General features: G+C 65.2%; 19 protein-coding genes and 1 tRNA gene. 8 read left to right on the forward strand and 12 right to left on the reverse strand.

The window, feature by feature from the left end:
• The 4 genes from VM621_RS17505 to VM621_RS17520 form a co-directional block, all read right to left on the reverse strand.
• Positions 1-951: a homoserine kinase gene (locus VM621_RS17505; RefSeq protein ID WP_325470468.1), complete on the reverse strand. Its 951-nt coding sequence runs from the start codon at positions 949-951 to the stop codon at positions 1-3.
• Complete coding sequence (locus tag VM621_RS17510) at positions 945-2,093, reverse strand: homoserine dehydrogenase (protein WP_414674566.1); 1,149 nt, start codon at positions 2,091-2,093, stop codon at positions 945-947. The genes VM621_RS17505 and VM621_RS17510 overlap by 7 nt, the downstream gene beginning before the upstream one ends.
• 587 nt (positions 2,094-2,680) lie before the next feature.
• On the reverse strand, positions 2,681-4,672 hold the full coding sequence (locus tag VM621_RS17515) for a bifunctional 2',3'-cyclic-nucleotide 2'-phosphodiesterase/3'-nucleotidase (protein WP_325470248.1): 1,992 nt from the start codon (positions 4,670-4,672) through the stop codon (positions 2,681-2,683).
• Positions 4,673-4,872: 200 nt separating this feature from the next.
• A complete protein-coding gene (locus tag VM621_RS17520; RefSeq protein ID WP_325470249.1) occupies positions 4,873-6,795 on the reverse strand; it encodes an alkaline phosphatase family protein in 1,923 nt (640 codons plus the stop codon).
• Between the two features lie 178 nt (positions 6,796-6,973).
• On the opposite strand from VM621_RS17520, the gene VM621_RS17525 reads away from it, so the two are divergent.
• The 4 genes from VM621_RS17525 to VM621_RS17540 all read left to right on the forward strand — a co-directional run bounded on the left by VM621_RS17525 (position 6,974) and on the right by VM621_RS17540 (position 12,581).
• On the forward strand, positions 6,974-9,277 hold the full coding sequence (locus VM621_RS17525) for a TonB-dependent receptor (protein WP_414674567.1): 2,304 nt from the start codon (positions 6,974-6,976) through the stop codon (positions 9,275-9,277).
• Positions 9,278-9,348: 71 nt separating this feature from the next.
• Complete coding sequence (locus tag VM621_RS17530; protein WP_325470250.1) at positions 9,349-10,389, forward strand: glycerophosphodiester phosphodiesterase; 1,041 nt, start codon at positions 9,349-9,351, stop codon at positions 10,387-10,389.
• Positions 10,390-10,481: 92 nt separating this feature from the next.
• Complete coding sequence (locus VM621_RS17535) at positions 10,482-11,990, forward strand: amino acid permease (RefSeq protein ID WP_325470251.1); 1,509 nt, start codon at positions 10,482-10,484, stop codon at positions 11,988-11,990.
• 126 nt (positions 11,991-12,116) lie between these two features.
• Entirely contained in the window at positions 12,117-12,581 is a 465-nt protein-coding gene (locus VM621_RS17540; RefSeq protein WP_325470252.1) for a hypothetical protein, read from the forward strand.
• Positions 12,582-12,659: 78 nt separating this feature from the next.
• Here VM621_RS17540 and VM621_RS17545 read toward each other — a convergent pair whose 3' ends face one another.
• Positions 12,660-13,811 (reverse strand): hypothetical protein, encoded by a 1,152-nt coding sequence (locus VM621_RS17545; RefSeq protein WP_325470253.1) that lies wholly within the window; start codon positions 13,809-13,811, stop codon positions 12,660-12,662.
• Between the two features lie 222 nt (positions 13,812-14,033).
• Here VM621_RS17545 and VM621_RS17550 point away from each other — a divergent pair, with 222 nt between their 5' ends.
• Entirely contained in the window at positions 14,034-14,738 is a 705-nt protein-coding gene (locus VM621_RS17550) for a glutathione S-transferase N-terminal domain-containing protein (RefSeq protein WP_325470254.1), read from the forward strand.
• Between the two features lie 68 nt (positions 14,739-14,806).
• Here VM621_RS17550 and VM621_RS17555 read toward each other — a convergent pair whose 3' ends face one another.
• On the reverse strand, positions 14,807-15,463 hold the full coding sequence (locus tag VM621_RS17555) for an outer membrane beta-barrel protein (protein WP_325470255.1): 657 nt from the start codon (positions 15,461-15,463) through the stop codon (positions 14,807-14,809).
• Positions 15,464-15,722: 259 nt separating this feature from the next.
• On the opposite strand from VM621_RS17555, the gene VM621_RS17560 reads away from it, so the two are divergent.
• Positions 15,723-17,618, forward strand: coding sequence for a M61 family peptidase (locus VM621_RS17560; RefSeq protein WP_325470256.1), 1,896 nt, complete (start codon positions 15,723-15,725; stop codon positions 17,616-17,618).
• Positions 17,619-17,731: 113 nt separating this feature from the next.
• Here VM621_RS17560 and VM621_RS17565 read toward each other — a convergent pair whose 3' ends face one another.
• Positions 17,732-18,469 (reverse strand): SDR family NAD(P)-dependent oxidoreductase, encoded by a 738-nt coding sequence (locus tag VM621_RS17565; protein ID WP_325470257.1) that lies wholly within the window; start codon positions 18,467-18,469, stop codon positions 17,732-17,734.
• A 78-nt stretch (positions 18,470-18,547) separates the two neighbouring features.
• The gene (locus tag VM621_RS17570; protein WP_325470258.1) at positions 18,548-19,783 is read right to left on the reverse strand and encodes an acyltransferase family protein; all 1,236 of its coding nucleotides are present in this window, start codon (positions 19,781-19,783) and stop codon (positions 18,548-18,550) included.
• A gap of 158 nt (positions 19,784-19,941) precedes the next feature.
• Between VM621_RS17570 and VM621_RS17575 the strand changes: the two genes are divergently transcribed.
• Both VM621_RS17575 and VM621_RS17580 read left to right on the forward strand, forming a co-directional pair.
• Positions 19,942-20,850 (forward strand): LytTR family DNA-binding domain-containing protein, encoded by a 909-nt coding sequence (locus VM621_RS17575; RefSeq protein ID WP_414674568.1) that lies wholly within the window; start codon positions 19,942-19,944, stop codon positions 20,848-20,850.
• 55 nt (positions 20,851-20,905) lie between these two features.
• Positions 20,906-20,982, forward strand: a tRNA-Arg gene (locus tag VM621_RS17580).
• A gap of 108 nt (positions 20,983-21,090) precedes the next feature.
• Here the strand turns inward: VM621_RS17580 and VM621_RS17585 are convergent.
• From VM621_RS17585 to VM621_RS17600, 4 genes are all read right to left on the reverse strand, one after another.
• The gene (locus VM621_RS17585) at positions 21,091-22,101 is read right to left on the reverse strand and encodes an alpha/beta hydrolase (protein ID WP_325470259.1); all 1,011 of its coding nucleotides are present in this window, start codon (positions 22,099-22,101) and stop codon (positions 21,091-21,093) included.
• Positions 22,102-22,227: 126 nt separating this feature from the next.
• A complete protein-coding gene (locus VM621_RS17590; RefSeq protein ID WP_325470260.1) occupies positions 22,228-23,025 on the reverse strand; it encodes a transporter in 798 nt (265 codons plus the stop codon).
• A gap of 101 nt (positions 23,026-23,126) precedes the next feature.
• Positions 23,127-23,825: a response regulator gene (locus tag VM621_RS17595; RefSeq protein WP_325470261.1), complete on the reverse strand. Its 699-nt coding sequence runs from the start codon at positions 23,823-23,825 to the stop codon at positions 23,127-23,129.
• Positions 23,822-25,303 (reverse strand): DUF4118 domain-containing protein, encoded by a 1,482-nt coding sequence (locus VM621_RS17600; RefSeq protein ID WP_325470262.1) that lies wholly within the window; start codon positions 25,301-25,303, stop codon positions 23,822-23,824. Before VM621_RS17600 ends, VM621_RS17595 begins: the two co-directional genes overlap by 4 nt.
• Positions 25,304-25,354 lie beyond the last annotated feature (51 nt).

Consider the following 25,354-nt stretch of genomic DNA (forward strand, 5'->3'; position numbering starts at 1 on the left):
TCAGAGCAGCCGGGCGGCAGGGCCGTCGATGGGTGCGACGAGGACGTCGCTGTCGTGGCCGGCGGCCCGGAAGGCGGCACGCATATCGTGGGAGGCCGCGACGGCCGAGGTGCGGTCCTCGAACCAACCGAACACGCTGGGGCCGGCGCCGGAGATGCTGGCGCCAAGGGCACCGTGGGCCAGGGCGGCCTGCTTCACCGCGGCGAAGCCGGGAATCAGTGGCGCGCGACGCGGTTCGATCAACACGTCGGAGAGGCCCTCGCGGACCAGGGCGGCCTCGCCCCGATAGCAGCCGGCCAGCACCAGCGCGAGGTTGGCGCTCTGCGCGACGAACTCACCCAGGGCGTAGTGACCGGCGAGCGCGGCGCGTGCGCGGCGGGTCTCGAGGACCACGTGTGGGTGGACCAGCGCGCAATGCCATTCACCCGGTACGGGGATGCGGACCAGCCGTGATTCGGTAGCGAGCACCAGACCGCCGAGCAGCATCGGGCCGAGGTTGTCGCCATGGCGGCTGCCGCTGGCGACAACCTCGCCGTCCAGTGCGAACGGGTACAAGGCCTCGCGCGACAGCGGTTCGTCGAGCAGGGCGTTGGCGGCGACCACGGCGGCAACACACGACGCGGCGGAGCCGCCCATGCCGGAGCCCAGCGCGATGCCCTTGTGCAGCACCAGCTCGAAACCGAAGGGCAGGTCGAGTGCGCGCATCATCGATAACAGCGCGGCGCCGGCGGTGTTGTCGGCGGCGGCCATCGGCAGGTCGGTGATCACGCCGTCGATGGCGGCGATGCGCACCTCCCGCTCGGGGATGCGACGTACTTCGGCGCGATCGCCGGCGCCTTCGACGCAGTGACCGAGGATGTCGAAGCCGATACCGACGTTGCCGACACTGGCGTAGGCCTCGGCGACGGCGACATCCGCACGAAGCAAGGGCGTGGAATCTTCTTTCAGCATGCGCACCGTTTTACTCCCATGGCACCGGCCACGCGCAGCAGGTCCGTGAATACCGCCGCGGCCGTGACCTCGGGGCCGGCACCCGGCCCCTGGACAACCAGGGCATTGTCGCAGTATCGGCGCGTGGCGAAACGCAGCACGTTGTCCGTGAGCCTGGCATGGGCGAACGCGTGGTCGGCCTCGATCGCCTGCACACCGACCGAGGCCTGGCGCCCGTCCAGTCGGGCCACGTGACGGAGTACGCCGCCGGCGGACCGGGCCTCGGCGAGCAGGGCGGCCATCGGTGCGTCCATGAGGTGCAGGTTCGCCATGAAGTCGTCGCGTGAGGCGTCGGCCAGTTCGGCGGGAATCAGGCTGCGCACGGCCACGTCGTCCAACGACAGGGCCACGCCGGCTTCACGGGCCAGGATGACCACCTTGCGCGCCACGTCCATGCCCGACAGATCGTCGCGGGGATCGGGCTCGGTGTAGCCCATGGCATGGGCCTCGCGGACCAGGGCGGAAAACGGTACCGAGCCGTCGAAACGGTTGAACAGCCAGGCGAGCGTGCCCGAGAGCATGCCCTCGACGGCGGTGAGCTCGTCGCCGGTGTCGATCAGGTCGCGCAGGGTCTGCACCACGGGCAGGCCGGCGCCGACGGTGCCTTCGTAGTAGAGATGTGCGCCGCTGGCGTCCGCCGCCGCGCCGATCTTGCGCCAGCGCTCGAGCGGGCCGCTGGCCGCGCGCTTGTTGGGCGTGACGATGTGGATGCCGGCGGCCAGCCAGCCGGCGTAATGGTCGGCGACGGCGTCGCTGGCGCTGCAATCGGCGAGCACGGCGACATGGTGTCCCTCGCCGGCGACGTAAGCGGCGAACTCGTCCAACTCGGTCGGTCGCCAGGTCTGGGCGCCGTGCTGGCGGCCATTGAGGGCGTCGTCGTCGCAATCGAGCCACATGTGCCGGCTGTCGCTCACCGCGCGCAGGCTGAGCTGCAGGTTGCAGTCGCGCAGCAGCCGGGGTGCGGCAAGGCGCAGCTGGTTCAGGAACGCCGTGCCGACCTTGCCGGGTCCGACGACGCCGACATGGACCACGAGGGGAGCGACGGCCGCGCGGATCGGCGCGACACGTAAGGGCGAACGGGGTAATGCGACAGCGATGGACACGATGAAAGCCTCCGGTGAGAGGCCCTTCGTCACATCAGGTTGGGAGTCTTGGCTGGAGGTTCCGGCGCCGATCCCGTCCTGCGGGAGGTCGGGGCCGGCAGCGACAAGAAACTAGGCGCGCGCGAACTCCGATCCTCCGACCAGGGTAGTGGTCGTTGTCGTTGTAGTCGCGGTGGTGGACACGGACGCGAGCGCGCCGGCCGTGAGGGCCGGGATGGAACGCAGCGCTGGCGCGATGGGATGCATGGCTCGACGTTATGCCCGCGTATACGTGGCTGTCAAGCGGGTTCGCGCTGGCCGGATGGCCTATGTGGCATCCGGCGACGCTGCCGACGGGGAAATGGATGGGGTGGAGAGAAAAGTCAGGGAAATGGATGGGGTGGAGAGAGAAGTGTGGGAGCCGCTTCAGCGGCGATCCCGCAGCAGCGGGCCAGGGCCAGGGTGCGGCAAGCACCCATCGCCGCTGAAGCGGCTCCCACAAATGAAGCAGCCCCACAAATGAAGCAGCCCCACAAATGAAGCGGCCCCACAAATGAAGCAGCCCCACAAATGAAGCGGCTCCCACAAGAAGCCTCAGCCCAGCGACCTCAGCGCTTGGACAGGTCCAGGACGTACACCGCCGTGCCGTCGCCGTTGTCGCGCAGCTGCTTGATAGCGAGGTGTTGCGCCTTGGCGATGTCTTCCTTGCCGGCGGCGGCGGTGAAGGTCAGCGGGCCCTTGGTCTTTACCGGCACGAAGCTCCATGAGCGCTTCTCGACATCCTTCGCGGTGATGGTCTTCTTCGCTTGCACCCATTTGATGACGACTTCGCGATTGCCGTCCGGTGCGTTCAGCACGACGGACTCGCCGTTCATGCCAGGGAAGCCGCCACCGCCGTTGGCACGGTAGCTGTTGGTCACCACGATGAAGGGCTGGCTGTCCTTGACCGGCTTCCCCTTGTAGCGAAGGTTGCCGATGCGCTGGCCTTCCGGCTTGGTGATATCGATGGTGTAGGTGATCCCACCCTGCATCTGGTCGAAGTTGTAAGCGACGAACTTGCCGGTCAGCGACTGCTCGGCTTCCTTCGACGGGTCGATCTGATTGAAACGCTGTGCCGATTCCTCCAGCCACGCCTTCACGCCGGCGCCGTCGATCTTCACCGCGGCGAGCGTGTTCGGATAGAAGTAGAGGTCGGCGGCGTTGCGGATCGTCATCGGACCCTTCGGCACGTCGGTGTAGTCGTCGGGGCCGCCGAAACCCGTGCGGAAGGCGGATGCCGCGGAGATCACCGGCACGTCCTTCCACTCCGGGTGCGTGCGGCCGAGTTCGTCACGCGCATAGTCGGCCTGTGCGGCATTGACCACGGCGAGCGCGCTCATGTTGCCTTCGTCGGCGAAGTAGCTGGTGAGGTCGTGATCGGTCGCGCCGATCGGCGTATTCACGTAGGCGATCGCGGCCTCGTGCGCGTCCTTCACGATCGGCGCGATGGTCGGATCGACGGCAACGCAGTCGTTCTTCTTCGGGCAGATCGGGCGTACCTGGCTGTGGCTCTTGTCCTTCTCGACCACCCATCGATCGCCATCGCGCTTCAGCGTCATCTCGATCACGCCGAGATCCTTGCCGAAGAAACCGCCCATCACCGCGGGCACGCCGCGCACGATGCCGCGCTTGGCGTCGACATCCTTCATGTCCATGTAGCGCGGTCCGGGGAACTCGGTATGCGAGTGACCCAGCAGCAGCGCATCGATGCCGGGCACGCCAGCGAGATACCAGCCGCCATTTTCCATCTGCGGCGTATACGGGGCGGTGTTGAGGCCGCCGTGCAGGATCGCGACGACCAGATCGGGTTTCTGCGCGAGGACCTCGGGCATGTACTTGTTCGCCGCTTCGACGACCCCGTCGACGGTGACCTTGCCCTGCAGGTTGCGCTTGTCCCAGTCGAGGATCGGCGGCGGCGTGAAGCCGATGATGCCGATCTTCAGCGTGGTCGGTACGACCTTGCCCATCGTCGTGGTCACGTTGACGGTCTTGGTCACGATCGTCCACGGTTTGAAGATCGGCTTGCCGTCGCGCGCGCTGTAGACGTTGGACAGCACCAGTGGGAACTTCGGGCCCGCGCACTGCTGCGCCTTCACGCCGTCGACGTTCATCGCGGTGTTGGTGACCTGGGCGAGGAAGGGCAGGCCGTAGTTGAACTCGTGGTTGCCGGCGGTACCGCCGTCATAGCCGATCGCGTCCATGGCCGCGTAGATGCCGAGCTCCGTATCGCAGCCCACCGGCTTGACCATGGCCTGGTAGTCGGCGAGCACCGAGCCCTGGATGGTGTCGCCACTGTCGAACAGCACGGTGTTCGGGAACTCCTTGCGGGCCTGGCGAATCAGCGTGGCGACCCGCTCGTAGCCGAAGGTCGGATCGTCCTTCTGCTTGTAGTAGTCGTACGAGAGGATGTTCGAGTGGACATCGGTCGTCTCGAGGATGGCCAGGTCGAGCGTCGCGCCATCGGTGATGGCAGCGGGGCGGGCGGTCTTGTCTTTCGGGGCGCTGGCGCAGGAGGCGAGCAGGGCGGCCGAGAGCGTGGCCATCGCGAGATGCTTGAGCATGGGGGTATCCGGGAGGACGGGGTTATCGGGTCGGAAAACTAGCAGAAACGCGCTCGCGTGGGAGCCGCTTCGGCGGCGATAGTCAGGCCAAGGCAACTCCATCGCCGCTGAAGCGGCTCCCACATATAGGTTCGCTACGGCGTGCGTGGCTCCCACATATAGGTTCGCTACGGCGTGCGTGGCTCCCACATAGGGGTTCGCTACGGCGTGCGTTCGGCCTTGGCCTGGTCGAAGTACGTGTAGACCTTGCCGTTATCGTCCAGCTGCTTGGTCTTCAGGACGAATCGGTAGGCGCTGCGGTGCATCGGCGAGCCGTCCACGCGGCGCACGTCGAGGCCGGTGGCCATATCGGTCGCCACCTCCACCGGCTTCACGGTCAGGCCCTCGCCGTTACGCCCCTCGATGGCCTCGCGCAGTACGCGACCGTCCGGCTTGCCGAAGTCCAGCTTCAGCACCGCGGCCAGCGTGGGTGCCAGGTCCACATTGCCGCTGGGCAGCTCGCTGCGCAGGTTCCTGCGGAAGTCCGGGCCGCTCACCAGGAGCAGGTTGTGCACGTCGACCGGGCTGAAGCTGCCGTGCATGCCGCGTTCGTTCGACATGCTGGTGTATACGGTGCCCTTGAAGCCTTGGACGACCGTATCCGCATCGAAGTCGTAGCTGGCCACGATATCCGGGGCACGCTTGTTGGCCAGGTGCACCGTGCCCAGCGGCAGGGTGCCGGGAATCTTGCCGTAGCGCGCGTCGACGAAGATGGCGCCGAACGCTTCGTGGCTCTGCAGGAAACGTACGGCCTTGAGCACCTGCGCGCGGTCGTGCTGGGGCTGGTACAGGTACTCGCTGCCGCCGTTTGGCGCTATGACGAAGGCCTCCCGGGGCAGTTCGGTGGGGACCTTGTACGCCGGGGTGGTGTATGGGCCGGGCTTGCCGCACAGCTTGCCGTCGTCGTCGAAGCGCGTCGGCCGCAACGGCTTGCCATCCGCCTGAATGCCGGCCATGACGGGCACATACAGGCAGCCGTAGCCGTCGAAAGCCGTGAAGCCGGCCCGGGTCATTTCATCGGCCAGCCGGATCGCTCCCGACACGGCATAGCCCCATTCGCCATCGGGCTTGCCGACACGACCGTCGGCGATCGTACGCAGCGGGAAGAGGTCCAGCGGGGCGGAAACGTTGCTATGCGCATGGTCGGAGACGATGACCAGGTCGGTATCCGCATCCATGCCCAATTCCTTCAGGCGCGCCTGCAGTTTGCCGAGCAGTTCGTCCTGCGCGCGCAGCGCGAGGTGGAAGTTCGGCGACCCGACACCGTAGAGGTGCTCGGTGGAATCGGGGTTGCGCAGCCAGACGAAGCTCACGTCCGGCTTCTCCACCGGAAGGATATAGGTCAGGAAGGCGTTCATCAGATACGCATTGGACGCCGTCGGCGGCGCACCGGCGGCATCGGAAGCGTCGGAGGTGGCGCCATCCTTCAGGGTCACCAGGGGCAGCTGCGCGGTCGGCGTGCCGTTGTCCGGCTCGAGCTGGAAGCGGTCCGCATCGTAGGCATGCACGGTGTTCGCCGGTAGCGGCATGCCGGCCCTGGACAGGCGCTTGGCGAAGTCCAGCGGGAGCGCCACGTTTTCGTCGAGGATAACCCCGCCCTCGTGGATGTCCTGCATGAAGGCGGGCCCCGACTTGCCGACCACGGCGGTCTTCAGGCCGGCCTTGCGCGCACGCTCCAGCAGGGTCGGCGCTTGCAGCAGGTCGTGATGCCAGTGGTCGTCGAGGGCCCGAAGCACCGCGTAATCCTCGGTATAGATCGGCGCGTTGTAATCGCTCGGCGCACCCTTGGCGTCGAACCCCGTGGCGCCCGGCGCCCAGAACCGATTGCCGAAGAAGCCGATGGTCCCGGGGAACGAGCCGGTGGCAAAGCTCGACGCGTTGATCATCGTGAAGGTGGGATAGGTCGCATGGTTGTCCGCGAAGTAGGTGCCCTGCTTCGCCAGCGCCGCCAGGTGAGGCGTGTCGTCCTCGCTGATCGCGTCGGGTCGCATGCCATCCCAGACGAACACGATCACGCGATGCGCATGCGCATCCGCGCAAACCACGGCGAGAAGGATGGCGGCCAGGGTGGCGAGTCGACGCATGGCGGGTTCCGTGAGGATAAAGCCGAGCATGTTGACGCGGGCGTGTTGCAGTTCGGGGACGGCCTGCCCGGAACTGCGGTACAGGTCACCCCTTCTCAAGAATCACATCGTTTCGTAAGAAAATGTACATGTCGCGTCTGCAGTCTTGTCGGCTTCCCTTGCCGCGAGTTTCCCCTCGATGCCGCTTTCCCGCCGTACCCTGTTCATCGCCCTTGCCTCCGCCATGGCCTTCCAGGCCCATGCCGAGGATGTTCCGCCGCCCGCCACCGCCGAGCAGGCCCAGCAGCTCGAAGGTGTGTCCGTGATCGGCCAGGGCGAGACGCGACAGGTGCAGCGCATCACGCCGGCCGACCAGAAGGTGCTGCCGCCGGGTACCAGTCCGCAGAAGATCCTGAACCGCCTGCCGGGCGTTTCCGTGCAGTCGAACGACGCGTTCGGCGCCAACGAGGAATCGCAGACGATCACCCTGCGTGGCTTCAACACGACGCGCCTGGGATACACGCTGGACGGCCTGCCGCTCGGCGACAACGCCTACGGCAACTATAACGGTCTGAACATCTCGCGCGCCCTGATCGCGGAGAACATGGCGACGGTCGAGCTGTCCGAGGGCATCGGCGCGCTCGGTACGGCTTCCACCAGCAACCTCGGCGGTGCCATCCAGTATTTCTCGTCGGACCCGGCCAAGACCTTCGGTGGCAAGGTCGCGCAGACCTTCGGCAGCGACCACAACCGTCGCACCTTTGCGCGCATCGACACCGGCGACTACAAGGGTTTCTCGATGTACCTGTCCGGCGCGCACAGCGATGCGGACATGTGGGCCAATCCCAACTCGCCGACCAACACGAAGCAGTTCAACGGCAAGGCCGTGTACGAGTTCGGCGAGGGCAATCGCATCACCGGCTTCGCCGATACCTCGCGCACCAGCCAGGCGGATTATGCGTATCTTTCCAAGAGCGGGATGCGCCGTGGGCTCGGTTGGGACTGGAACCTCTACGCCCCCGACTGGAAACGTGCGCTGGCCGCGGCCTACTGCGCACCCAGCTATACCAAGGGCGGGGTGAGCGATCCGCGTTGCGGCTATTCGGGCGGCGTCGACAACATCGACGATGCCTACTACCAGAGTCGCGCCCTCCGTCGGGACGACCTCTACTATCTCGCCGGCGACTTCACGGTCGCGGACTCCGGCACGCTGCACACCCAGGTCTACCACCACGAAGACGCCGGCCAGGGTCATTGGTGGGCACCCGGGCAGAAGTCGTATCCGGGCACGGCGCAGGAGCTGCCGATCTCGATCCGCAGCACCAACTACACGATCAACCGTAACGGCGCGATCGCCTCGCTGGCCTGGGAACTCGACGGCCACCATGTCGAAGGCGGCATCTGGTACGAGAAGAACGATCATCACGTCGAACGCAATTTCTATTACATCGACGGCCCGGTCAGCGACGACCGCTACCTGTCCAACCCGAACCGCCGGCTGTTCGCGCAGGACTACGTGATCACCACCAAGCAGGCCTATCTGCAGGACAGCTTCAAGGCCCTGGATGACCGCCTCAGTGTCGACTTCGGGGTGAAGAGCCCGCACACCACGATGACCGCGCGCGAGCTGCCGGGGGTGGAGAGCCCCTACGCGAACGGCACGCTGAAGGCGGAGAAGTCCTTCCTTCCGCAGGCCGGCCTGGCCTATCGGTTGGCGCCGGGGCAGGAGCTGTTCCTTTCCTACGCGAAGAATATCGCCGCCTTCCAGGGTGGCGGCGCAGGCGGTCCGCTCTCGGTCTCGCAGACCGCGTTCAACGGTACGAAGTCCAGCTTGAAGCCCGAACAGTCGCGCAGCATCGACGGCGGCTTCCGTAGCGTCGGTGCGTGGTACGAGGCCTCCGTCGCCCTGTACGACGTGAAGTTCGACAACCGCCTGCTCTCGCTCAACCCCTGCCCGAGCATCGAGCAGGGCACGCGCCCCGAATGCAACACGGCTTTCGTCAACGTCGGCTCGGTGAGCAGTCGCGGCGCGGAGTTCACCTTCATCTGGAAGCCGGTCCGCGGCTTCGAGTGGTACAACTCGGCTTCGTTCAACCGTTCCCGGTATGACGACAACTACGTGGCGAACGGCCAGATCGTGCCGGTGAAGGACAAGACCACGGTCGACACGCCCAAGCGCATGTACGCCAGCGAGATCAGCTATACCTATGGTCCGTGGTCGGCGAGCCTGCAGGGCAAGTACACGGGCAAGCGCTACTACACGTATACGAACGACCAGAGCGTCGCCGGCGCCACGGCCTTCGACTTTGGCGCTAGCTACAACTTCGGTCCTGTCGCCAGCCTCAAGGCGCTCACCCTGGCCCTCAACATCACGAATCTCACCGACCACCGCTATGCGACCAACCTGACCGCCTTCGCGGCCACGGACCCGAACGGCCGTGCGCTCGCCTTCCACGCCAGCGCGCCGCGGCAGAGCTTCGTCACCCTCACGGCGGATTTCTGATGAAGGCGTTTGCCCGCTCCTCGTATGTTCTATCCTCGTGCGCTCTCGCCCTGGCGTTCGGAGCGCTCTCGATGTCCACGCATGCCGCACCGGTCAAGCCGCTCGCCGCGAAGGTCCTCGTCATCGGGCATCGTGGCGCCAGCGCGCTGCGGCCCGAGCACACGCTGGCCTCGTATGCCGTCGCCATCGAGGATGGCGCCGACTTCGTCGAGCCCGACCTGGTCTCGACGAAGGATGGCGTGTTGGTGATTCGCCACGAGAACGAGATAAGCGGCACGACCGATGTCGCGTCGCATCCCGAGTTCGCCGGCCGGCGCACGACGAAGACGGTCGACGGCGTCAAGATCACCGGCTGGTTCACCGAGGACTTCACGCTGGCGGAGCTGAAGACCCTGCGCGCCCGCGAGCGGCTCGCCGATATTCGCAAGGCCAATACCGCATTCGATGGCCAGTTCAGCGTGCCGACCTTCGACGAGATGATCGAGTTCGTCGCTGCGGAATCGTCCGCCCGTGGACGCGTCATCGGCATCATTCCCGAGATCAAGCACGCCACGTATTTCCATGGCGTGGGCCTGCCGATGGAAGACAAACTGCTGGCCACGCTGGCCGCGCACGCATACACGCGCACGGCTCCCGTCGAGATCCAGTCTTTCGAGATCGGCAACCTGAAGTACCTGCACGGCAAGCTGGGCAAGGCGCATCCGAATATTCGCCTGCTCCAGCTGATGGACGATGCCGCGGAGCATCCGGCGGACGATGCCGGCACGACCTACGGCGCGATGATGACGCCGAAGGGCCTCCAGGCCATTGCCGCCTACGCCGACGCTATCGGCCCCTCGACCCGCAGCATCATCCCGCTGGGCAAGGACGGCCGCCTGGCAGCCGTGGCTCCGTTGGTCCACGACGCGCATGCCGCGGGCCTGGAAGTTCACCCCTACACCTTCCGGCCGGAGAATCACTTCCTCGCTGCGGATTTTCGCAATGACGCGGGGGACGCGGCGCGGAACGAAGCGGGATCCGTCGCGGAGATTCGCGCTTACCTGGCCACGGGGATCGATGCCTTCTTCACCGATGATCCGGCACTGGGCCGCAAGGCGCTCGACGGCAAGTAGCTCTCCCGCAAGGGCGTCTTACGGCGCTGCACGACGACAGGCTCCGGCCACCCCGCTATGATCCCCGGTCAGCCAGCCCCAGGGATCCGCCGATGTCGTTAGCCAAGTTTCTTCGTCACAAGTCCGTCGAGCAGCTGCAGGCCGAGGTGGGCCAGCGCAAGGACTTCCGGCGGGTGCTGGGTCTGTGGCAGCTCACCGCCATCGGTATCGGCGGCATCATCGGGGTGGGCATCTTCGTACTTGCCGGCCAGCAGGCGGCGCTCAACGCCGGTCCGGCGGTGGCACTCAGCTTTATCATCGCCGGCCTGGGCAGCGCCTGCGCCGCGCTGTGCTACGCCGAGTTCGCCGGTCTCATCCCCGTCACCGGCAGCGCCTACACCTACGGATATGCCGTCCTCGGCGAAGGCGCCGCATGGATCATCGGCTGGGACCTTCTCCTCGAGTACGCGTTGGTGGTCGCCGTCGTTGCTATCGGCTGGTCCGGATACGTGCAGGTGTTGCTCGCCTCGGCGGGCGTGCATCTGCCGGCATGGGCGCAGAAGAGCATGAGCGCGGACACCATGGCGTACTACTGGCAGCAGGCCATGACGCCATTCGGCATGCATTTCGCCCATCCGGTCGGCGCGCCGACCGACGCGCATCGCTTCAACATCATCGCCGCTGGCATCTCGTTGTTCGTCGCCATCCTGCTTTCAGTCAAGACCGAATGGGGCGCTCGCCTGAATACGGTGATCGTCGGTATCAAGGTGATCGGGGTGGCGCTGGTGATCGGCGTCGGCGCCTTCTACATCGATACGGCCAACTGGCACCCGTTCATTCCCGAGCGCATTTTCGACGACAAGGGCATGGGCCATTTCGGCTGGCAGGGCGTGCTTACCGGTGCCAGCGTCGTCTTTTTCGCCGTGTTCGGCTACGACACCCTGACCACCGCCGCCGAAGAAGCCAAGGACCCGCAGCGCGACCTTCCGCGTGCGGTGCTGCTTTCGCTGGCCGTGGCGATGGTGCTGTATATCGCCGTCTCGCTGGTGCTGACCGGCATCGTGCCTTACGGCACGCTCAACGGCGAAGCGTCGGTGTCCGATGCCTTCAACGCCATCGGCCTGCCATGGCTCAGCAACGTCATCGCCGTGGCCGCCGTCATCGGCGTGATCAGCGTCCTGTTCGCCTTCATGCTCGGCGCGGCACGCATCTGGTTCGCGCTGTCGCGCGATGGTCTCCTGCCCGCCTGGTTCGCCCGGGTGCACCCCCGTTTCGGCACGCCGGCGCGTCCGACCATGATCCTTGGCCTTTTTACCGCCGTGGTCGCCGGGCTGCTACCGATTGGAGAGGTGGCGGAGCTGGTCAACATCGGCACGCTCAGTGCCTTCATCCTGATCTGCGCTTCCGTGCTGGTGCTGCGTGTGCGCAAGCCGGCGCTGGAGCGCAAGTTCAAGACGCCGGCGGTGTGGTTCGTCGCCCCGCTCGGCATCCTGTTCTCGCTGGCGCTGATCTGGGGCCTGCCATGGATCACGTTCGAACGCTTCGCCATCTGGATGGCGGTCGGTCTGATCGTCTATTTCACCTACGGTGTCAGGCACAGCAAGCTGAACCACCGGGGCTGAGCTTGCTGCGCGTGCACCAACGACAGCCATGACGCTGGCGCCGCTATGACGAAAGGCCTACTTTCGCCTCGGCGCCACATGGTTTAAAACGGTCGAGCAGGGGCGGTGTGAGCAAGGAGAGCTCAAATGAAAAACACAGGAAAGGTGATGTCGTTGGCCGGTCTGCTTTTGGTGCCATGGACGCTCGTGTCCGCTACCGAGTCCGTCCAGCCCACAACGTGTTCTCAATCGAATGCCCCCATTTCCTTTACGGCCCTGACGACGGAAGGGAAGGTCGATGCCGGGATCGCAGTCGTTCCGAAAGGGGCGGACGTGTCGTTCACTGTCAAGGGAAGCTATCGATCGTTTCCCAATACAACATTGCAGGCCGGCGCGGTTATCAATTCCTTACTCCTGCCCAACTACGTCGCGGTGAGTGATGGCGATCTTCCGGATTTTTCTGAGATATCGTTCTCACGAACTTTTACACTCAGGGCGCCCCCGGCGTTGCCGAACATGGCGTTGAAGGCCCACCTTTCCATTCGCGCCCCGGGTGGTGCCGAAATCGGATGCTTTGAGTTCCCGTTGAAATATGTCGCGGCCGAATCGTGACATGGTTCGCGGGCGCGACACACAGGCGACCTCTTGTTCCAGTCGGTTCCGCTTACTCGATCCCCGTGCCAGTCGGGCTTAGTCGATGATGAGTCGCGGGATTTCAGGAGGATACAGTCTTACCGGCACCATCCATTCGTGAGCCATGTGGACGCGCATGCGGCGCTCGTTCGCCGCGGAATAGCGATAGCAGTTCGCGCGCAGGGCGCTGGTGACCGATTTCATGTTCGTTTCGCAGGGCCACCACGACGACCAGCGCACTTCGGCGTCGTCGTGGCTTGCTTTCAGTGTATGACCGAACTCATGCGCGACGATCGTGTAACGCCCCTGCAGTGAGGCCATGGCCTCGTCGCCGCCGTACCAGGAGAGTCCGGAGACGCCTGGTGCGACCTCATCGTTCGTGACCAGCATGAACTTGTATTCGAACTTGTCGCGGATTCTCGTCAGCTTCTCCCGCCGCGCATAGTTTTCCACGACCCTGGTCCAGTCTCTGAGCGACGCTTCGTGCCCGTACGGCATATCGGTCAATCCTTCGACCTGCTGGCTGTAGATCACCCACAAACGCCGTGTCGGAAGAATCTTCTTCATGTCCGCGAGCCACCAGGCCACGTAGCCTGCATGAACATGTTGCCGTGTCATGCCGAGGGTATCGTCATGCAGGAACAGCCAGAAGATCAGCGCGGGTAAGGTGGTGTCGCGTCGCTGCCTCGGTGCGGCGGCGCTTCGCGTCACGTCCCACGGCATGCCCATGGCGGGCTGCGATGCTTGCGGTCGAGGACCTTGCCTCCCTTCGCGAGCGGCGCCGGTTTCCACATGGTGGCTTTCGTCGGTGTCGCGGCTGAAGCCGATGACCTCCATGCCGTCGTTACGGGGCACGCTGATATCCAGATGCGTACCCGACCGCGTCACCACGGCAGCCGCACCCTGCCATGTCGCCAGGTACATGCTTTCCGGCGCATCGCCGGGCAGGTGGTCGGGGAAGCGAAGGTCGACATCCAGGACCGACTCGATGGCAAGCTCGCCGCTGCTTGTTTGATCGCCGCGCGTCATGTCCGACGAGGCGGCAAGCGCGACGGTTTGCGGCAAGCCGCGCGCGACCGCCGCATCGAATGCGTCGACGGCATTCACGGGAAGGGCGTACGAGTTCCCGGGAGCGATGGCGCCGGCGGCGCAGAGAGCGAGCGAAAACAACGCGGCACGCGACCGTGGATGACGATATGACGGCGTCATGACATTCCTTTGCTTGGCGGGGCACGGACGATAGCGCAGCCGGAACCCTCCTTGTCGGTCGCGATATGCGCCGCGCCTTGCACTTACGGCACGTGTGGGCGCAAGGGAAGTCGCCCCTGGCGATGTGGAAGAGAGCGGGCTGCCTGGCGCGTCCGACACCGGCCTTGAAAGCCCCGGTCCGAAGCCCTAACTTCGGGCGTTACGCCTTCGAAGGAACGCCTCATGTCCGATCTTTCCGCCTTCCCGATCACCTCGCGTTGGCCGGCCGCCCATCCGGACCGTATCCAGCTCTATTCGCTGCCGACGCCCAACGGGGTCAAGACCTCGATCATGTTGGAGGAACTGGGGTTGCCTTACGAGGTGCACCTGGTCGACATCATGAAGAACGAGAACAAGCTGCCGGAATTCGAGTCGTTGAATCCGAACGGCAAGATTCCGGCGATGATCGACCCGAACGGCCCGGACGGTAAGCCGATCGGCTTGTTCGAATCCGGTGCCATCCTGCTTTATCTCGCCGAGAAGACCGGAAAGTTCATTCCCGCCGACGCGGCGAAACGCTGGGAAACGATCCAGTGGGTGTTCTTCCAGATGGCGGCGATCGGCCCGATGTTCGGTCAGGTCGGTTTCTTCCACAAGTTCGCTGGCCGTGAGTTCGAGGACAAGCGCCCGCTGCAGCGCTATGTCGACGAGTCCAGGCGTCTGCTCGGTGTGCTGGACCGTCGCCTCGATGGCCGCCAGTGGATCGTCGGCGACGAGTACACCATCGCGGATATCGCCACGCTGGGCTGGGTGAACAACCTGGTGACATTCTACGGCGCGCGCGAGCTGGTCGGCTTCGACGATTTCCAGAACGTCATCGCCTGGCTGGAACGTGGCACTTCGCGCCCCGGCGTGGAGCGTGGGTTGAAGATTCCATCGCGCACCTGAGCGCTCGCGGTGGATAAAAAAACGGCCGCGAAAAGCGGCCGTTCTTCATGGTCCCCGACGATTGCCGATCAGAAGCGGAATTCTGCCGAAGCGCCCCACACGCCGACATTCACCGTGCGCTTGTCGTCGGTGATGTTCTGCGCCTTCAGCGAATAGTTGTCGTAGTTCACTGCCACGCCAAAGTTCGGCGTGAAGTCGTAACCGAATCCTACGCCGGCGTAGATGCCGTTGTCGGTCGACGTGTTATGCGACTTCAGGGTGGCGTAGGGAGTGGTATCGATACCGTTCGGGCCCCGCTGGTAAAGATCGCTACGGATGTCGTAGGTCGTGCGCGAATGGGCCAGGCCCAGGCGGGCGGTAATGGTCCAGTGATGCGGTAACTCCCACTTGCCATTCGCCCCGACCAGCACAGCCTTGCCCTTCAGCTTGAACGCGTCCGTCTCGCCGTAGGTGATGCCGCCGTACGAGTACTTGGACGAGATTTTGCCCAGATCCACGTAACCGGCTTCCACGCCGAAGTAGAACGGACGATCGACCGCCCAGCGATAACCGACGACGGCGCCAAACGCGGTGTCGTTCTTGTCCTGAAAGCCGGTGTGGTTGATGTCGTAGTCAGCACGGCCACCGTTGATGCCGATGAACGTGCCCTCGTTGGCAGCCTGTGCGCCGAACGAGGCGAGCGAAAGCACGGCAGCCGCGGCGGCCGTAAGAAGACGCTTTTCCATGAGATTCCCTGTGTTCCTGATAGTGCGCACCGGCCCCTTCGCCGGGCGGCCCCTTGACTGGCCGCGCGATATTACGATCTTTTAACTTCCCGCGCCAAGATCTTCCTTTCCCTCGGGGATCGAAAGTTCCTTCACGGGAAAGCCCGTGCGCCCTGTCCGTTACCTCTGGCATAGGGAACCCCAGGCCCCGGCGTTTAGGATCGGACGCTTGCGCGAACCGCAGGGGCTCGCGCCGACCCACGTTCCCTGGGAGAAATCAGTGAAATCCACCCTTCTTGCCTCCGCGCTGCTGGCGGCACTCGCCGGCGTTGGCGCGACGGCCGTCCGCGCGGACGATGTCCCCGCGCCGCAGGACACTGCCTACAACGGCACGCTCAAGCTCGTCGTCGATGCGACCGATACGGACCACCGCGTCTTTCGTGTGCGCGAGACCATTCCCGCGCAGCCGGGTCCGTTGACCCTGCTGTTCCCGCAGTGGATTCCCGGCCACCATTCGCCGACCGGGCCGATCGACCAGTTCGCCGGTCTGGTCGTGACCGCCGGCGGCAAGCGCATCGAGTGGAAGCGTGACGAGTTCAACGTCTATGCCTTCCACGTCGACGTGCCCGCCGGTGCCTCGTCCGTGGACGTGGAATTCCAGACGCTGACGCCGCAGGACACCCGTCAGGGTCGCATCGTGATGACGCCCGACATCGTCAATGTCGAGTGGAACCAGGTGTCGCTGTATCCGGCCGGCTATCGCGCCGACCGCGTCCAGGTCGACGCGAGCGTGAAGCTTCCGGCAGGGTTCCAGTACGGCAGCGCACTGGAAGAAGCCGGCAAGAGTGGCGACACGGTCAGCTTCAAGACGATCGATTACGACGATCTCGTCGACTCGCCGATCTTCGCCGGCCGCTACTTCAAGCGCGTCGACCTCGATCCGAACGGTCGTTCCCCGGTTCACCTGAACATCGTCGCCGACAACGCCAAGTCGCTCGAGATCAAGCCGGAGGCGCTGGAGATCCATCGCAAGCTGGTCCAGCAGATGGACAAGCTCTACGGTGCGCGCCACTACAACCATTACGACTTCCTGCTCGCGCTGACCGACAAGCTCGGCGGCATCGGCCTGGAACATCATCGCTCCTCGGAAAACAGCGCCGCCCCGGGCTACTTCACCGAGTGGGAAAAGAACTGGCTGGGCCGCGACCTGCTCGCCCACGAATACAACCATTCCTGGGACGGCAAGTACCGTCGTGGCGCCGACCTGGCCACGCCGAGCTTCAACGTGCCGATGGGTAACAGCCTGCTGTGGGTCTACGAAGGCCAGACCCAGTTCTGGGGTAACGTGGTTGCCGCGCGTTCCGGCCTCGTCTCGCAGGACCAGGCACGCGACCTTCTCGCCTTCGTCGCCGCGACCTATGACAAGGGCCGTCCGGGCCTGTCGTGGCGCAACATCGAAGACACCACGAACGATCCGACCATCGCCCAGCGTCGCCCGCTCTCGTATCGCAACTACCAGATGAGCGAAGACTATTACCAGGGTGGCCAGATGATCTGGCTCGACGTCGACACCCGGCTGCGTGAGCTGACCAAGAACAAGCGCAACCTCGACGATTTCGCCAAGGCGTTCTTCGGCATGAAGGATGGCGACTGGAAGGTCAATCCGTACACCTTCGAAGAAGTGGTCTCGACCCTCAACGGTATCGCGCCGTACGACTGGTCGACCTACCTGCGTGAGCGCGTGGACGGCCACAAGGGCGACATCGAAGGTATCGCGCGCAGTGGCTGGAAGCTGGTCTACAACGACAAGCCTTCCGAGGCGATCAAGGGCTTCGAAACCCGTCGCATGATGACGGACCTGACCTATTCGGCCGGCTTCGCCGTATCGTCCAAGGGCGATATCTCCGATGTGCGCTGGGACGGCCCCGCCTTCCAGGCGGGTCTTTCGCCGGGCATGCACATCATCGCGGTGAACAACAAGGAGTTCTCCGGCGACGTGCTGAAGGACGCCGTCACCGACGCGAAGACGAACAAGGCACCGATCCAGTTGCTGGTGAAGAACTTCGACACCTACAAGACGATCAGCGTCGATTACCACGACGGCCTGATGTATCCGCATCTGGAGCGCGACAAGAGCAAGCCCGATTGGCTGGGCGAGCTTTACAAGACAAAATAAGGCACGCAAAGGGCCCCGCAATGAACTGCCCCCGGAGATTGGACGGATGTCCAACGTCCGGGGGCAGCTCACAAGGGGCCCTCTTTTCGTTGGTGTGGCGCAATGCTTATTCGTCAGCGTCCGCCGGAAACCGTCACCGTCGTGCCCGTCACGAACGACGACTCCGCGGACAGGAGCCAGGCGACGGCATCGGCGATCTCGCTGGGCTCGCCCAAACGCTGCATCGGCACCAGGCCAGGCACCGCAGCGCGTACCGTGTCGGTAATCATGTCCGTTTCGACGATGCCCGGCGCGACCGCATTGACGCGGATGCCTTCCTGAGCCACTTCGGAGGCCAGGCCACGGGTCAATGTCTCGATCGCGCCCTTGGTCGCCGCATAAGGCACCAGTCCACCCAGTCCGCCCAGGCGTGCCGCGACGGACGAGATAAAGACGATGGCGCCGCCGTCGCCACCGTGTCGCTTCGACATGCGCCGCACCGCTTCGCCGGCGCATAGCATCGGCCCGAGCACGTTCGTCGCGAATAGTCGCTGCAGGCCTTCGTGCGTTTGTTCGTCGACGCGCCGGACATCGCCGAGTACGCCTGCATTGGCGACCAGTCCACGCAAGGAACCCAAGCTCGCTTCCGCGGCGCGGAACATGGCGCGCACTTGCGCCGCGTCGCCGACGTCGACCTGGAATGCCGCGGCGCGGCCTCCTTTCGCCGCGATCGCTTCGACCGTGCGTTGCGCCGCTTCGGCATCCTTCGCATAACACACCGCGATCGGGTGTCCCCGTTCCGCCAGCCTGATGCAGATGGCGCGGCCGATGCCGCGCGATCCGCCGGTGACGACTATCGTTCCTTGAGTCACGTGTCGATATCCAGTTCGTTGTCCAGATCGCAGGGTAACTCAGCGAATGCGGGGCGCGCGCTTGTGCGGGCGACACCATCAAATGCCGTCGCGAGCGCCCATCGTCGACGAATCGGGTGCTACGCGAGCGCTGGTCATGCGCTTGATGGGCTTCAGGCCGAACAGCGGGCGGATGAAGCCGATGCGGCGGATCACGAATTCGTGCAGCACATAGCACCCGGCAATCGTGCCGCCGAGCACCAGCGCCGGCTCCAGCCACGGCCCCAGCGCCATCGGCTTCAGCCAGAACAGCAGCAGGATGATCAGGCTCTGGTGCAGCATGTACCAGGGATACACCGCCTCGGTGCAATACGGCAGCCAGCGGAACGGGCGGTCGAGGAAGACCTTGCCCCAGCCGAGGATGGTCAGCAGGGCCGTCCACAGATACAGGCAGTGCGAGATCTCCACCAGCACGTTCCAGAACGCGTCCGGTACGCGGTGCACCCACGAGTCGCCGCCGACCAGTTGCCCGGCAAGGCGCAGGCCCATGTACACCGCTATCGCCACCAGCGCGGTGACGAGCGTCGTCTTGCGCAGGGCCACCACGCGAGTCCAGAACCCGGCCTCGCGGGCCAGCAGGTAACCGCCGAGGAAGATGGTCGCGTACTTGGCATGCTGGTACCAGTCGCCGACATAGGCGTTCGTCGACGGGAAGAAGGGATCGAGGGTCAGGACGTAGAACCACAGCAGCGCGACCGGCGCAGCCACGACGACCCAGCCCGGCGCGCGACAGAACGCGGCGACCCCAGCGCGAACCGGGCCCTTGCCCAGGAGCGGCATCAGGGCCACCAGGCACAGCGTATAGGTCCACAGGTAGGGCAGGTACCAGAGATGGTTCCAGGTGATGCCGTACTGCCAGCCGGTGAAGCTGTCCTTCGGCCACGGATGCACATGCCAGTAGCTGATCAGGAAGTTCCAGAAGCCGGGCGTGAGGTGACCGCTGGCCACGCCCTCGCAGTAGGGCTGGATCGGCACCACGACGAACATGCCGAAGATCAGCGGCAGGATCAGTCGCCAGGTGCGCTCGCGGGCGAAACGCCATAGCCGGCCCTCGGGCGCGGCCAGGGCGATCGCGGCACCCGAGATCAGGAACAGCAGGGACATCCGCCAGCGGTTGACGAAGAGCATCGGCCATTGCAGCCACTCGGCCGTGTAGGCGCTCTTGATGTGGAAATCCCAGTCGGACACGTAGCCCATGGCCGTGTGATAGAGGATGAGGAGGGCGAAAGCGAAGATGCGCAAGGCATCGATATCGTGGCGGCGGGCGGTGCTCATGGCCGTGCGTCCTGTCGTGAAGGCTGCACCAGATTCGGTGTCGGACCGGGCCCGCCGCCAGCACGAGGGGCCGAACAGGCGGCTTTCAGGGACGAACGGTGGGGCGGGTGGGATGGTTTTCGGCGAGCACCCGCCACGACGACGCTATGATTCCCGGCATGGAAGCCACGTCCCCCCCACCGCCCGGCAGCGAACTCGACCGCGCCCACCGCCGTCGCCGCTCGCTCATGATCGCCTTCTGGGTACTGGTCTTCGTCACCGCGGCCGTCGGCAACACCATGACCACCCGGATGGACGCCATGCGTTACGACATCCCGTCGCCAACCTGGCAGATCGCGACCAACGAGTTCAGTAGCATCGTCCTCGGCCTGCTGATGTTGCCCTTCCTCCTGAAGGCCTGCGACCGCTGGCCGCTGCACGCGGATACCTGGCGTCGCCGGCTGCCGCTGTACCTCCTGGGCAGCGTGGCCTACTGCGCCTGTCACGTGGTCGGCATGGACCTGCTGCGGATGCTGGTCTACGCCGGGTTCGGTTCGAAGTACGAGCCGGGCCCCTGGGCCAACCAGGCGGTCTACGAATACCTGAAGGACATCCGCACCTTCTTCCTGATCGTCGCCGTGGGTCACATGGTCGAGTGGTTCGGGCGTCACATCCAGGGCGAAGCCAGCCTGCTCGATGTGCCCGACGAGGGCCAGCCGGTCGAGGCGGTGGACCGGCCGGAGCGCTTCCTGGTGCGCAAGCTCGGTCGCGATTTCCTCGTGGCCACGGCCGATATCGAGTGGGTGCAGTCCGCCGGCAATTACGTGAACCTGCGCGTGCGTGGCCGGGACTACCCGCTACGCAGCACCCTGGCCGCGCTGGAGACCCGGCTGGATCCGGCGGTGTTCGTCAGGGCCCACCGAAGCTATCTGGTCCATCTGGCCCAGGTCACCTCGATCGAACCGCTGGACGCCGGCGACGCCCGGCTGCATATGGCCGACGGTACGGTGCTGCCATGCAGCCGTCGCTATAGGGAAAGCCTGCGCGCCGCCGCGGCGGGCGCCGAGCCCGCATTGGCCAGGGCCTGACGGCTCAGGCTAGGCCGCCCCGAGCCATTCGGCTACAATGCCGCCTCTGCAAGATGCGCTCGTAGCTCAGCCGGATAGAGTAGTGGCTTCCGAAGCCATTGGTCGGGGGTTCGAATCCCTCCGGGCGCACCATCTTCCAGGGCCAGCCTCTCCGAAGGCACCTCCCGTTGTCGCCGTGGCAGTGCCGAACGGCGTGCCATGGCCGGGGCATGGCGCCCCGGCCCGGCTACGAATCTTCGTTCAGCTCTTGATGAACTCGAGGATATCGTTGTTGAGCTCATCGGCGTGCACAGTCAGCATGCCGTGGGGATAACCCGGATAGATCTTGAGCTTCGCGCCCTTGATGAGTTTCGCCGAGAGCACGCCGGCGTCCTTGTAAGGGACAACCTGGTCGTCGTCACCATGCAGTACGAGCGTCGGCACGGCGAACTTCTTGAGGTCATCCGTCTGGTCGGTTTCAGAGAAGGCCTTGATGCCATCGTAGTGCGCCTTGGCGCCACCGATCATGCCCTGACGCCACCAGTTCTGGACGATCCCCTGCGATACCTTGGCCCCGGCACGGTTGAAGCCATAGAAGGGGCCGGAGGCCACGTCCAGGTAAAACTGCGCGCGATTCTCCGCCAGGGCCTTGCGGAAGCCGTCGAACACCTCGATAGGCGTGCCGCCCGGATTGCCCGCTGTCTTCAGCATCAGCGGTGGCACCGCGCTTACCAGTACGGCCTTGGCAACGCGACCGTTCGGTTGGCCGTAATTGGCCACGTAGCGCGCGACTTCGCCGCCACCCGTGGAATGACCGATGTGCACGGCATTCTTTAGGTTCAAGTGCTCCACCACGGCCCACGCATCCGCAGCGTAGTGGTCCATGTCGTGGCCGTCGCTCACCTGCTGCGAGCGGCCGTGACCGCGGCGATCATGAGCGACGACACGATAGCCGTGCTGCACGAAGAAGAGCAGCTGCGCGTCCCAGTCGTCCGCCGACAGCGGCCAGCCGTGGTGGAACATGATGGGCTGCGCATCCTTCGGACCCCAGTCCTTGAAGAAGATTTCGACGCCGTCCTTGGTGATAACGGTCGACGACTCGGCTCGATGCGGTCCGGCACCTGGCTTCGCAGGCGCCGGTGCAGCGGCTGCACCGGCGCTTTGCACGACGGATGCGGCGCCAGCGACGAGGGCGCCGGCGGTCAGGCTCGCCGAGGCGACGAACTTTCGGCGAGGGGCGTCGTGCGACGTGGTAACTTCGATCTCACTCATGGCATTCCCCTGGAGGGTGGTTAGTACCGGCCACTATGCAGCGAGGGCCTGAGCGGGAATTGCAGAAGATTGCTGTCACGAATGCATGCGTCGATCGATTCGCCTGACGATAGCGCTCCGCTCATCTCACCAGCGGTACGAGAGTCCCGCGTAGATCTGGCGGTCGGGCGTCGCGTCGTTCACGCCGATGTTCGCGCCCACATCCAGTTGCAGGTTCGTGCGTGGCAGCCAGGTAAAGGCGATATCGGCGGACTCCTGCTTGACGTGGCCGGAGGGATCGCGGTTGTCCTGGCGCCAATACTCCACCGCTACCGACACGGTGCTGGAGAGCGGATGCGCGACGTTCACCAGATGGGTCATGGCAAGATGGCGGCCATGTCCGTCGGCGTCGGCGAGGGCATCGAGTTCCGGGCCGATCGTCACCGTGAATCCAGCACCCGCCGCCATGCTCATCGGTGCCGCGAGGCCACCTTCCCAGTGGTCGTTGCCGATACCGTGCGAGGCCGTGGGTGCCTTCACGAACGGGATGATCGAGGCGCTGAAGACATCGCCACTGTAGAGGGCCGTTTTCACGCGGACATAGAGATCGCCCGAGCCATGCGTGGTATGGCGATCGCCATCGATCCTCGTGCGCACGCGTACGGCGGGCGCCCAGTTTACTTCGATGTCGGTGTGGGCTCCGATGCCGTACTTGAGATACGGATTCACGACGTAAAGCGTGTCGGTACGGCTCCCCGGACGAGCGTCGTGTGTCGCGTTGCCCGCATCTGTCTCGAGCTGCCACGAGCCCTGGGGCACGGTGCACGGGGCATTCGCCTTGGTCGGGCGGTCCGTGCAGATGGGCGACGTATCGTCGGCGTGGGCGGCGAAGGCGGGCAGTGCAGCCAGAAAGGCAACGGGTAGCAGCAGGGAACGGAGCGTCATGGTCAGGCCTTGGGATCAGGTATGACCACCCATGCTAGGCAGCCCTTTCTAAGGGCGGCGCTGTATTGATCGTGGCGGCATCAAGATGACATCAAGGCGCATCAGGCCAGGCCGGCAAGTCGATAGCCCACCTGGAGTTCCGTGACCAGATGGCGTGGTCGCGCCGGTTCGTCCTCGAGTTTCTGGCGCAGATTCGCCATGTAGACGCGCACGTAGTGGGGACGTGTGGCATAGCCCGGCCCCCAGACCTCGTGCAGGAGCTGCCGGTGGGTCAGAACTTTTCCTTGTCCGCGCAGCAGGGCGGCCAGCAGCCGGAACTCGATCGGGGTGAGGTGGACGGCTTCGCCCTGGCGGGTGACTTCGTGCGTCGCGAGGTTCACTTCGATATCGCCGAAGCGCATGCGTGCACTGGCCTGGCCGCGGTCGCCGGCCAGGCTGGCGCGACGCAGCTGGGCGCGGACGCGCGCGACGAGTTCGGGAACACCGAAAGGCTTGGAAAGATAGTCGTCGGCACCGGCTTCCAGTGCGGCGACTTTCTCCGCTTCGCTGTCACGCGCGGAGAGCACGATGATCGGTGCCGACGACCAACCGCGCACGTCGCGGATCACGGCCTTGCCATCGTCGTCGGGCAGGCCGAGGTCGAGCACGATGAGGTCGGGTTGGCGGCTGGCGGCATCGATGCGGGCTCGCAGCGCGTCGCCGGCTTCGAACACGGTCATGTCTTCGCGTTCGAGGGCCAGGCGCAGGAATCGGCGGATATCCGATTCATCCTCGACCACCAGGATGCGCGGTTTGTTCATTCGGCTTCTTCCAGGTCGACCGTCGGCGGATCGCCGGCAGCCAGGGTGATCTCGAAACGCGCGCCATGTGGCGCGGCGCGCGATGCGGCGATGCTGCCGCCGTGCGCGATGACGATGCGCCGTGACAACGCCAGCCCGAGGCCGACGCCGGGCACGGCCGACTCGCGTGTGCCCCGTGCAAAGGCCTCGAAGAGCGAGTCCGCGTTGATCCCCGGCGGAAAGCCGGGGCCGTCGTCCTCGATGGTCAGGTGAATACGCGGGCCATTCCGATCCGCACGGATACGTAGTGTCGCTTCGCCCGGCGTGTACTTGGCGGCATTGTCGAACAGGTTCGCCAGTACCCGTTCGAACAGGGTGGCGTCCAGTTGAACCAGGGGGAAGTCGGGGGATATGTCGACCACCACGCGGCGCGCACCGAGGTCGACGGCCGCCAACGCGGAACCGACGACTTCTTCCAGCGCATGCCATTGCAGGTCCAGGTGCACGCCTTCGCCCTGCATGCGCGCGGCGTCAAGGAGGTTCGCCACCTGGCGTTGCATGCGGTCGGCCTGGTTCACGATGGCGCGCGCCACGTCGTTGTCGCCGAGCATGCCCGCCATGCCACGGATTGCCGTCAACGGTGTCCGCAGGTCGTGGGAGACTGCGGCGAGCAGGGTGTTGCGCAGGCGTTCTCCTTCCATGCGCAGCTGGGTTTCGTGGGCCACCTCGACGAAGTGCACCCGTTCGATCGCCAGCGCGACCAGCGACTGGAAGGCACGCAGCAAGGCGATCTGCCCTGCATCCAGGGGAGCCTCCGCCGCACGTTCTAGCATGAGCACGCCGCGCGTGCGCATGGCCGTGGGCAGCGGAAGATAGGTGGCATCGTTCGCGGGCAGGGTATCGGTATCGCGTCCGGCAGGGAGGCCTTGTTCGAGCACCCACTGGGCGACCGCGACATCGCCTGGGCCCTCCGTCGACATGCGTTCATCGTCGTCGGGTAGCAACAGCGTGGCATGGCCATCGAATAGGGGGCCGATACGTGCGCCGCAGACCTGCGCGATGTCCTTGTCGCGCACGGCCACCGACAGGTCGGTCGCCACGGCCGCCAGCGCGCTCGCCCGCTTCTCCCCGGCCGCGGCGGTTACCGCCTCGGCGCGCAAGCGTGCGGCGAGTTGTCCGGTGACCAGGGCCACCACCAGCATCAGGAAAAACGTGAAGACGTATTGGGTGTCCGACACGTGGAACGACCACGCCGGCGGCACGAAGAAGAAATCGAAGCTACCGACGGCGACGAAGGCCGCCAACGCGCCGGCCGCCCGGCCCCAGCGCAGGGCCACCAGCACGACGGTGAGCAGGAAAACCATCACCACGTTCGACAGGTCGAATACGCGCAGGAGGAGCGCTGCGATGCCGGTGGTCGTGGCGCAGGCAGCCACCGCATACGCCAGCACGCGGTAGCGGAACGGGCGCGGAGCGACCTTCAGGCTGTGCGAGATCATTGCCTGCCATGATAGCCGCCCCCTCGCGGGTGCGGCCATCGGTGTGAGCAC

The sequence above is a fragment of the Luteibacter sp. genome, assembly GCF_035539195.1.
Classification (GTDB): Bacteria; Pseudomonadota; Gammaproteobacteria; order Xanthomonadales; family Rhodanobacteraceae; genus Luteibacter.